Source organism: Prevotella amnii CRIS 21A-A, assembly GCF_000177355.1.
Classification (GTDB): domain Bacteria; phylum Bacteroidota; class Bacteroidia; order Bacteroidales; family Bacteroidaceae; genus Prevotella; species Prevotella amnii.
Map to the genome: position 1 here is coordinate 1 of NZ_ADFQ01000073.1, position 10138 is coordinate 10138.

The 10138-nt window shown below is 36.2% G+C and carries 11 protein-coding genes; 9 read left to right on the forward strand and 2 right to left on the reverse strand.

Annotation, left to right across the window (positions count from 1 at the left end; all coding sequences use genetic code 11):
- Positions 1–26 precede the first annotated feature (26 nt).
- The 9 genes from HMPREF9018_RS11105 to HMPREF9018_RS06425 all read left to right on the forward strand — a co-directional run bounded on the left by HMPREF9018_RS11105 (position 27) and on the right by HMPREF9018_RS06425 (position 6964).
- Positions 27–176, forward strand: coding sequence for a hypothetical protein (locus HMPREF9018_RS11105; RefSeq protein WP_198506726.1), 150 nt, complete (start codon positions 27–29; stop codon positions 174–176).
- 36 nt (positions 177–212) lie between these two features.
- Entirely contained in the window at positions 213–542 is a 330-nt protein-coding gene (locus HMPREF9018_RS06390; protein ID WP_039864584.1) for a hypothetical protein, read from the forward strand.
- A gap of 53 nt (positions 543–595) precedes the next feature.
- Positions 596–907, forward strand: a complete 312-nt coding sequence (locus HMPREF9018_RS06395) for a hypothetical protein (RefSeq protein WP_008449569.1) — start codon at positions 596–598, stop codon at positions 905–907.
- Positions 908–1163: 256 nt separating this feature from the next.
- Positions 1164–2147 (forward strand): hypothetical protein, encoded by a 984-nt coding sequence (locus HMPREF9018_RS06400; protein ID WP_232724655.1) that lies wholly within the window; start codon positions 1164–1166, stop codon positions 2145–2147.
- Positions 2148–2158: 11 nt separating this feature from the next.
- Positions 2159–2638 carry a hypothetical protein gene (locus HMPREF9018_RS06405; RefSeq protein WP_008449567.1) on the forward strand — a complete coding sequence of 160 codons (480 nt, stop codon included), beginning with the start codon at positions 2159–2161 and terminating at the stop codon, positions 2636–2638.
- 141 nt (positions 2639–2779) lie between these two features.
- Positions 2780–3355 (forward strand): hypothetical protein, encoded by a 576-nt coding sequence (locus HMPREF9018_RS06410; protein WP_232724656.1) that lies wholly within the window; start codon positions 2780–2782, stop codon positions 3353–3355.
- An 85-nt stretch (positions 3356–3440) separates the two neighbouring features.
- Entirely contained in the window at positions 3441–3818 is a 378-nt protein-coding gene (locus tag HMPREF9018_RS06415) for a hypothetical protein (RefSeq protein WP_008449574.1), read from the forward strand.
- Between the two features lie 537 nt (positions 3819–4355).
- Complete coding sequence (gene mobV / locus HMPREF9018_RS06420) at positions 4356–5882, forward strand: MobV family relaxase (RefSeq protein ID WP_039864587.1); 1527 nt, start codon at positions 4356–4358, stop codon at positions 5880–5882.
- Positions 5883–6430: 548 nt separating this feature from the next.
- The gene (locus tag HMPREF9018_RS06425) at positions 6431–6964 is read left to right on the forward strand and encodes a hypothetical protein (protein ID WP_039864588.1); all 534 of its coding nucleotides are present in this window, start codon (positions 6431–6433) and stop codon (positions 6962–6964) included.
- Between the two features lie 167 nt (positions 6965–7131).
- Here HMPREF9018_RS06425 and HMPREF9018_RS06430 read toward each other — a convergent pair whose 3' ends face one another.
- Together HMPREF9018_RS06430 and HMPREF9018_RS06435 are read right to left on the reverse strand one after the other, a co-directional pair.
- On the reverse strand, positions 7132–9387 hold the full coding sequence (locus tag HMPREF9018_RS06430; protein WP_198506727.1) for a type IV secretory system conjugative DNA transfer family protein: 2256 nt from the start codon (positions 9385–9387) through the stop codon (positions 7132–7134).
- 5 nt (positions 9388–9392) lie between these two features.
- Positions 9393–10118 (reverse strand): hypothetical protein, encoded by a 726-nt coding sequence (locus tag HMPREF9018_RS06435; RefSeq protein ID WP_008449571.1) that lies wholly within the window; start codon positions 10116–10118, stop codon positions 9393–9395.
- Positions 10119–10138 lie beyond the last annotated feature (20 nt).

Below are 10138 nucleotides of genomic sequence, written 5' to 3' on the forward strand. Positions count from 1 at the left end.
AATTATAAAACATAAACGACAAAAATATGAAAAAAAATGAAGCAACAAGAGAACTTCTTGGAATATACAATTCCTATGAATGTAGAAAGGTCAAGCTAACTACCATTCTTAGAAAAATGTTCAGAGAGGGTAACGTGTGGAGATTATGTGGTCATGCACACGATTATACAGTTTAATATCTTACTTAGATAATAACTAAAAAACAAATAGATATGTCAAACAACGAAATGATTTTAGTAGCATTAGGATTTTCTAATTGGGACAGTAAATTAGAGGAGTTCAAAAAGAACTTTGGTTTTGATTGGACAAATGAAGACTTAAACGAAGCAATCGAGGTTGCAGGTGACTGTACCTCTAATGTGAGAAACCGTCTCATGGAGATACTTTGGCTTAAAGTTGTATATTACTTCGTTGACACAAAAAATTGCAATCGTGAAAAGTTCGGCTGTTACATCAACGGCTCACTTGATACTCATTTCTATTATGATGGAAGAGAAGTAAAGTCAGAAGAGGAACTGCTGGAACTCATTGAAGCCACATAAAACAGTACATACTGAAAAAATCACACCTATTATAATTTATAAATTAAATGATTATGAACACTAATTTTATTCAAATGAAAACTATATCTGTTGACAAAAGCAAGGAGACTTCAGTAACTGATGTTATCACAAAATGGTGGAAAGCCAAGAACTTGTTCTTCTCTTCTTTAACGGAAGAGAGCTTCTCAAATAGGGAAGTTGTGCTTGCTCATCTTATTCTTATAGCAATCATAATATGTGCTGCTGCAATAGAGGTTTCTCTTCTTGTTTCATTTCTTTCCTTATTGGTAGCAGGGGGATTTGTTGCATACCTTAATAGATCTGATTATAATGATAATATTAATATAAAGAAAAATATTTTATGAATGAAAAAATTAACATTTGAAGCGTGTTAATAACATCAATTTTATTTTATTAATAAGTTCTGAATATTTAATATTTAGAACTTATTAAACGTTTTATTTACTAACTTTTCAATGTAAGAATATTGCAGAAGTTTTTGAAAAGGTTAATATAAAAGATTTATTTTTTTTGCTATATGTTTTTGCAACTTCCTTTGTACTTTCGCAGCAATAAAAACATATTTTTATGAAGACAAATTATATCTCAATTTTTCTAGCTTTGACGACATGTTTTTTCTATTCATGTACGTCACATCCATCTTTCAAAAACTCTACTGAAGCAGTAGAGGCGTGTAAAAACAAGCTGACAGAAATTCAGGCTATCAAAGATGCTGATATTGAAAAGGTAACAGACCTTACAGCACAATGGCAAGAAATTCAAGATTCAGCTTATAGCGTTTTTTCTAGAGATTCAACCATTAATCTGAAGAGTCCTATTGCAATGGCATATTTTGTTGTCTCTGATTCAATGAGAACAGAGCTTACACGATTAGCCTTTTCAAAACAACGCTCACTCCAGGATGTAATGTATCTGAAACTTAACACTGCTTCAGATCGTGATAAAATAAAAAAGTCCGATACCTATAAAAAGGCTTCAGAATTTTATGCCAAACTAGATGACGAGCCTACTATTAAAGGTCTTCCAAAGATATTATCGGTTTATAACAGTCTGCTTAATAATACGCAACCATTTACGCAGGAGGCACAGCTGCTTGTTTTTATCCAGCAAGAGGATAGGTACTTCCGTTCACTGATGGAACATCTTAGTAATGTACCGGTTCATGATATGCAACAACTAACAGAGAAGACTTCTAGGCTCTTCGAACGCCTCTATTCTTCTGTTGGAAGAAAAAGCGATGAAGTGAATGATAGAACAATGTTATACTTAACTATGCGCTTTAATCGACGTATCATGCAAAATGCAATAGCATGCAGGGAGGATATTCTAAATAATAAGAAACTCAACCAGCAGCAGAGGGTAAGTTATCGCTGGATGTTAATTCAACCATACGTATCGATAGACGAGTACTCTACTGCTGTACTTACAAAAAAGCAAAGGGAAGAACTCATGATTATTTCAAAGGATCTACCTACACTTTTTACTCGTTTGGATAATCAAAAAAAGACAAAAGAACAAGAAGATAAACTGGTTAATACGTTATCTGATTATTTCTTGAAGTCATATATATCATCAACTTTATAACAACAAAATCTATGGAAAAAGTATTGAATAGTAATTCGTTGGAGGAAGGAACAGTGAAACGTTCTATCATTCTTCTATATCAAAAAATGATAAAGAAGTTGCCTGAATATTTTCCAGAACAAAAAATTAATGTTATTCAGCACTCTTCTTTTTCGGAGATTGTAGTTCAGTTGAAAGAACAAAATATGTTAGAAAATTTCATAACAAGTATGGAAGAAAAACTACATCTTCATGTTCTTTATGCAACTAGAGAGGAGGAGGGTAAAATGTATAAGGTTGTTGCCTACTCAACTCCTGTAGAAGATGAAATGTTGGTCTTCTATTTATCTTCTACACAATATGGTCTCATTAATTCGATGACAGTTTTTATCTTTGAAAGTTTAGAGACGATGTATTGTCATCTTCTTAATGAACGTAATCGTATGACAAGGCTTCAGAAGAATATCCTTGAACAAGAATCTTATGCCAAAATGTTGTCTCATTTTAACTAATATAATATGTTAATACTAATATTGAAACTATTCCTATTTTTCGTATTGACTAGTATTCCTTTTCTGTATCATTTTTTTATCAAACCAAGGAGAGAAAGTATAAAGAGATACCGTAATGCCTTTACGGCAGTTCAACCCCAAATGTCGAAACTGAAGAAGACTATTTGGCGACTGGGTACTTATCTTATCAACTTCTATGATAAGATGAAGCGTAGAGAAAAGTCAAGAAAATTCTTTACATTATTACTTCTACTATCTCTACTTCTCTTCCAGGGTGTAGATAACTTTGCGTCAAGTGAAGTGGCTGCAACTTATAAGACTATGGTTAAAGAAAACAGACTGAATAAACTTAGCATTAGTGGTAAGAAAACGGTTGCTCCTTTCATGCAAAGGAAATTTAGTAACTATCTTTATCCCTTCCTAACTCGTCCAATCGTATATCTTGTATCTTTTGCCTTAACACTAATTTTCTTTTCATATAGAATGGCAAACTGGATACTAACAATAATACATAATAGTAAGAAAACTTTACTTATCTTATCAGCTATTATGATCTTTTTTTCTATCTTCGATGAAGGACGATACATGCTTTTTTCAGAGGTACTTCTCATTATTACAATGGCAGCTTTATTCTATCCTAATTTCTATGGTAGCTTACCTCCGAAAGGTCGTAAACCTATCCCTATTTATAATAGGAAAAACAGGGTGACTGCATAAATGGTCTTCTCCAAGATTTTTATATAAAAGTGTTGGAGAAATAATACAAGATTTTTACATATGATTTTTATATAAAAATGTTCTTATGAATAGTAATAAAAAAGAGGGTATAGAAGATGGTATTTCTATCAACAAAAACTATCATGTTGTAATCCCTTTTGATCTTCTTGAATTTCTTAGTGTTGATTATTCATATAAAAACAAAAGACGTTTTTCTCGCCTACAAGCGTTCCAAAACCTTATAGAGTATTATTCTACGTCTGAAAGTAAAAAAGAGACGATGGCGGTAAATATAGAGCGTTTATCAAAGGATTGGGGGTGGAGTCGTCCTTCAGTAATTAAATTCGTTATGTTTTTAAAATCGAAAAACATACTTGAAATTTTCAGTGTTGTAACAAGCAAGATGGTTAGAGTTCGGAATGAAATTATTGTTTCACGATCTGAAAATGCTGTAGAAAAATGACGCGATCATTTTTTCGCATCTCGAAATCTCAACTTTGACATCTCAATTTTAATGACCAAATGGAAAAGATGAAAAAATATATAGTTTGCGCTTGCGCAGAACAAATTGATATAGAAAAGAGTTTAAAACTTTTTACATTGGGAGGTAGCCTAATACCCCCCTCATCCTCGTGAGGGGGTATAGACACCCCTCACGAGGAGGGGGACTACGTGCGGCAAGCCGTGTCTATATTAGGCTCTCCGAGGGTTGACAATGTAAAAAACAGGGGGTGGTCCCTGACCCCATAAGACGAGAGACCACCCTATAATAATTTCATTTCAGGGACCACCCCCAGGGACCACCCATTCTAAAATAAATAAATATCACAATTTCAACAAATTACAAGGCCAGGGACCACCCCCAGGGACCACCCCAAAAATATCAAAGATTAGGGGTGGTCCCTGACTCGCAAAAACGAGAGACCACCCTATGATAATTTTTATATAAGGGACCACCCCCCATAGGGACCACCCCCCTGAAACTACAAAATAATGCAATATGGCAAAACAAGTAATGGATTTGATGGCATCTAAAGGCATCACCACAGCACAAAGTAATGAGCATCTAAGAAACTTCTCAAAGGAAGCATATAAGCGTAAACTTTCGTATGCTTTTGACCCCACTCGTGAACACCTCAATTTTGAAGTTCGTAATGGTGGAGTGGTTACCACTGTTGATAAAAAACTATCCATTCCAAGACGAATAAAAGATAATTTGGCTGCAAGAAACATCATTGATCCTAATGTCGGACTGGATGATCCAAAGTATAGAACAATTGCTAATTTCATTCTTGGTGGATCAAGAGAGCAGATGCACCATCTTGCCTTTGGTGATCAACAGGTAAATTTGGATAAAGGGGCTGATAATTCGCATATAACTCGCAGTCCTGAAATTGAAAAATGGGCAGTCGATATGTATGACTTTATGAGTAGAAAGTTTGGAGAGAAAAACATTGCAGCTTTTATAGTACATCTTGATGAAACAAATCCACATATCCATTGCACAATTTTACCAATTACAGAGCAAAATAAATTCTCTTGGAAAATGGTTATGGCTGGGAAGAGTAAATTTGAATTTAGTCAGCGTATGACGAACCTTCATAATGAGCTTTCTGAAGTTAATAAGAAGTACTCTCTTGACCGTGGTAACAGTATTGCAGAAACTGGGCGTAAGCATAGAACAATGGGTGAATATTATGCACAAAAAAGAGAGGAACTGAAGGGAGAAGTGGATAGCTTAAAAGAAGATGTTGCAGAGCAGAAGAAACAAATATCAAGAAACAAAGTTAGGTTATCTGAACAAGAAAAAGAAATCAAACATGGAGAGGCGAGACTGAAAGGTCTTACTACTATGATAGCTAATCTTGAACGACATAAGTCTGACTTATTGCATGAAATTGAAAAGTTAGAGGAAGATGTCAAAGCTGGTAGAATTACCAAGGAACAGGGGGATATTGAACGAGCAAGAATACTTGATGATCTTGAAAAAACAAAGATAAAAATAATTGACAAACAAGAAAAACTTGCAGAGGCAGAAAAGAAACTCGATTTAATCAAGGGACAGACTGATGTAACACAGGAGAGGTACAAAGAGATCAAGGACGAAATGCGTACATCTATACCTAATTTGAGTTCGCAAACTTTACGAGATATGCAGGCAGTGGGATGGAATATGGCTTCTATTGAAGCTCAAAAACAAAGCGAGAAACTAAATGCTTACAGAGAGTCTTTGCGACCTGAACAGCGTGCTGCTTTTGACGAAGCAACAAAAGGTTTTTCTAATGGTTCTATGCTTGAACAGATGGCAGAAAACTCTAGCCAAGTTGCACTTGTTGCTACGGCACTATTCTTAGGTTATCTAGATAAGGCAACTGAAATATCACAGAGTGCTGGGGGCGGTTCTGCACCACAAAGTGGCTGGGGAAAGAAAGATGATGAAGATGATATGGCTTTCCGGCAGCGTTGTTTCCTTATGGGAGTACATATGCTAAAATCGGGTAAGAAACAGAATCTTAAGAGGAAATAAATGTAAATAATTTTCTTTTTCATTTTTTTTACTGTTTACTGTTTATGAATATTCCTTTATATATAACTATATGTATATAACATAATATGTATATAATACATACATATTCTTGTCTATTCGTAAATATGTATATACCATTTATCCAAGAAACTATACTTACTTTTTCTTTATCTATTTTTATTTTGTCTCTGTTTTCGACCTCACTTCTCTTCTCCGCCAGTAGTCATCTATCGACTTTTAGATGCAAAGGTAGTACTGGCAGGAAACACGGCAAACACCAGTCTCTTATTGACAATAAATTTTTCAAAACCCTCCGAAATAAAATAGATTGCGGTTTCCTGAAAAATTTATCGATCAATTATTTGCCTTATTTTCCTTTTTGCCAGTACTCTTACCTTGCACATAAAAGGTTCGAGATGACGGTTACACCGGAATAAAAAAAAGTTCGGGTCGAAGATCCAAAAAACCTTTTAAGGTTGAGAATCAGGATGCCCGAAATTAATTATACAAACTAAAAAGCTGACCTATCGGCATGACGGGGAAAGAATATGAAAAAAATTGATTTTATCGATTTAGCAGCACAGGGAGGCTTTGAGTTAATCGAAACTACATCGGAACGGAGTGGTTATCCTCTTGACTTGAAAAAGGCTATCATCGGCTTTGACTCTATGGAAGAAGCGCGTGAATATGCAGACCAGCACGATTTAAGTATTGAGATATTCGATAAACGTGATGGCTGGAATGTTTGGTATAGGACAGGTAATCGGGCGTACGACCCATTTACTCGTACAGCCGAAGAGTATGGTGATGACTATAATTTGTTTACAGCCGACGATGCTGCTTATTATTATGAGAACGAAGTAAAAGAAATCATATCAGATTTCGACAACTTTGAGGATGTTGAGAAATTCATGAAAGAGCGTCGAGAGGTATATGATGCTATTTGCGCCCTCGATGATAACGAATCCGTGGTGACATGTCAAGGTAGCTTATATGATGAAATAAAGATACATTCCATGGGTTATTACTTTGATACGCATTCTTATGCTATTGGGCTGATAGATAGAAATGATGAGGATTAACAGTTCCTCGTAGGCTACAATATTGTTCATTGTATTTTATTTTTAAGCTGGGCTAACGGCTGAATGGGCAGTTGATACTGACGCAGCATAATATTTAACGGACTATTGAAACTAAAAAAAAGAAATGATGTATCGCTTGATGCACCATTTCTTTTTTCTTTAGAATGTTAGGACGATTTATTTTTATTAGTTTTTATAGCAGCCTTACGTGGAGCAACTTGTGAACCACCGTTCTTCTTATTCTCTGTTTGAATGACTTTGATCATCGTTTTTACTTCGCTGTCTATTCGGTCAAAGTTAGAATATAGGATTCGTTCCTTTGAGTCTTCAGAATCGAAGTGATAGAATTTCGGAATGGGATAATTGTGATAGTCCGCCTCTTCCGCCTTTATCTGTTCCGTGTCAAAAGAAGTTTTACAGAAAAACTTGGTGGTGCGGAACTCCTCGGCCGTCTGGATATCGATGGAATCCCTCCTGCCGGTCTTTGTAACGACAAAATCGCCAGCTGTCTGGCCACATAACCATCCTGGTCTCATATCGGCTATTTTTGATGCTGGCAACAGGCTGTCCATGTTCTCATTTAGATTGATGGATGTTCTGTCCCTGTCAATGGTTATACCCTTTTTGAGCTGTACTACCTTGCCGAAAATATCGCCTGACAGCCAGTCAAGCGTCTCTTTTGCTCGAGCAGAACCGGAAACAACATTACCTACGGTAGTTATAATCTTATCCTTTCCCACCTTGCCATAATCTGCCTCGAGCTGTGGAAGTTCCTGAAAGCCTAACGTGACAGCAACCTTGTTGCTTCTGGCTGTTCCTATCAAACGGTCTATTTTATGAAAATAGAGCGTTGGAAGCTCATCAACGATGATACTCACAGGAACATTTTTACCCATACCACTATTTACACGTGTGACAAGTCGATTTAGTATCAGAGCATTAAGTGCGCCAATGATACTTTCCATTTCAGGATCGTTGGCAATAAGCAAATAACTTGGATGGCGAGGATCTGATACCTTTAGGTCAAAGTCATCTCCACTAAATACCCAGTAAGACTCTTTTGTAGCCAAACGAGAGGTCTGTACACGAAGAGTTCCTATCATACCTTCCAGCTGCTCCATAGCTTGGTTATGAAAGGCTGTCATAAATGGTCCTAAGAGAGGAAATACTTCAGGGTCGGTTTCTAACACCTCAAATATCTCTTCATAAGAGTGGTTTAGGAACGAAAGAACGTGAGGCATATCCGAAAATTGACCTTTCCAGTAAGCAGGTTGTACCTGATAGTCTTTATTGCCAATCTGTTTCGCATTACTGAAAACCCTTCCTGTTAGTCTTTTATGATGAGTGCCTTTGTCTTCACTATATTCAGGATATAGGTCTTTTCCGTTCTCATCATAAGGCTTCTTGTTGTAGTTTACAAAAAAGAATATACATGCTGCAAGGAAGTTAGTTGCAGAGGTTTGAAAGAACTGATCTGAACCTCCGCCTGAACTCTTCTGTCCTTTTTGCAAAGACTCTATAAGGGTCTCTGCTGTTTCTTGTGCTGCAGCTAGGTTGGGAATATACTTCTGCTGAATAGGATTGACACGTGCGCTGTATTCAACATTAACGAAGTTGATTATTTTGAAATCGCACCCTATAGGTATATTGCCTAGCTGCTGATTCTTTCTATAATGATAATAGAGTTTTGTGGCAAGTGTAGGGAACTTATAGTCATAGACAACCATAGAAAATCCTTTGGCTGAATGTTGGCGAATATAAGGCTCTATAACGGAGAATGTCTTACCTGAACCAGGAGTACCTACAACCCAGGTCCCTCTAAAAGGGTTCACTATGTTTATCCAGCCTTTGCGAAACTTTCCTTTATAGTAATATCGCATAGGGATATTGACTGAATACTTGTTTTCTACAAGTTCTGTGGTTTGCTCAAAACTCTCATTCTCAAAGTTGAAACGGTCTTTAAGCATGCCATCCTTGAAGTACTTTGACACATTGTCAAGTGCAATATGGACAAGTACAGTACCTACTACGGAGATAGCTATATACGGCCACATATTAGCCTTTAATAGCCATAGTCTTGCATGCCAATTACTGTTATAGATAAACACGGATACGACGACTAAGACAAGCCCAATAGCTAGGGGATAAAATACCATCTTTCGGGCATCAAACTCTATCTGTTTCTTGTTCTTTGTTCCTATGCAGGTGATAATGACAAGCATAAGTGTTACCATCTTTGAATAAGGGAGGAACTGGTACATAGAGAGTACACTAAGCCTTTGGTGGAAATTTGCCGTAATTCCACCTAAGCCACTCAATGCTGTTTGGTCTAATCCATACATAAAGAACTCCAAAAGGAGAGAAATATATATGGTTGTCCTGAATATACTGTACGTTCCTTGTATTTCTTTACTTTCTTCCATTGCTTTTAATATTTTACACTTTTAGCTTTCCTAGACCATGCTTTTAAACAATCGTTAGTAATTGTCCTCATCTTGCGGGGTTGGTATTCTTTACCAGTTCCTTTTAAATCATACCATGAATCCATTATGGTTGTATAATTGACAAGTCTGCTTAATGTTCGTAGCTTTACGTTTAAAGCACGTAGATTTAAGCGTATATTATCCATTATCTTGATCCTTTCATATTGCGTTAGTTTTGTTCTCTTATCAGGATTCTTGCTAAATGGGAATAGATGCACTATATCTCCTGCTACTTTAGTACCGTTTTCTATAAGATCATGATAAATATTGTTTTTAGATCTAGATAAGGCCACAGCTAACACATTAGCTGGCTGCCTGACAACGATACTTTTTACTACTTTTAAGTTCTTCAACGTCTCGTTTACTTCCATATAAATACCATAAACATCAGCAGCTATGTTGATAACATCCTGAAAAGTGTCAAGATACTCGTTGAATTGGAGTTGTAGGTTTGTTATTTCCTTAACTTCCTCCTTTAGGTACTTATGTCCTGTAAGATTGACTGCTAATAACGCATCTTGGGCTCGTATAGCCTTCTTGGCCTTCTGGGCATAAGCGATAAACAGTGCTGCACGAACACCATCGGGACCGTTCTGTGCATGAATATTTGTAAACGAGGCAAGAAATAATATGAAAATCAGTAAGTTTATTCTTATTATGATTATTTTCATTGACCCCATGGCTTATGTGA

Bases quoted from the DNA above. Each gene is read 5' to 3' on its own strand.
- HMPREF9018_RS11105 (WP_198506726.1), top strand. From the start codon at position 27: ATGAAAAAAAATGAAGCAACAAGAGAACTTCTTGGAATATACAATTCC.
- HMPREF9018_RS06390 (WP_039864584.1), top strand. From the start codon at position 213: ATGTCAAACAACGAAATGATTTTAGTAGCATTAGGATTTTCTAATTGG.
- HMPREF9018_RS06395 (WP_008449569.1), top strand. From the start codon at position 596: ATGAACACTAATTTTATTCAAATGAAAACTATATCTGTTGACAAAAGC.
- HMPREF9018_RS06405 (WP_008449567.1), top strand. From the start codon at position 2,159: ATGGAAAAAGTATTGAATAGTAATTCGTTGGAGGAAGGAACAGTGAAA.
- HMPREF9018_RS06410 (WP_232724656.1), top strand. From the start codon at position 2,780: ATGTCGAAACTGAAGAAGACTATTTGGCGACTGGGTACTTATCTTATC.
- HMPREF9018_RS06415 (WP_008449574.1), top strand. From the start codon at position 3,441: ATGAATAGTAATAAAAAAGAGGGTATAGAAGATGGTATTTCTATCAAC.
- mobV (WP_039864587.1), top strand. From the start codon at position 4,356: ATGGCAAAACAAGTAATGGATTTGATGGCATCTAAAGGCATCACCACA.
- HMPREF9018_RS06425 (WP_039864588.1), top strand. From the start codon at position 6,431: ATGAAAAAAATTGATTTTATCGATTTAGCAGCACAGGGAGGCTTTGAG.
- HMPREF9018_RS06430 (WP_198506727.1), bottom strand. From the start codon at position 9,387: ATGGAAGAAAGTAAAGAAATACAAGGAACGTACAGTATATTCAGGACA.
- HMPREF9018_RS06435 (WP_008449571.1), bottom strand. From the start codon at position 10,118: ATGAAAATAATCATAATAAGAATAAACTTACTGATTTTCATATTATTT.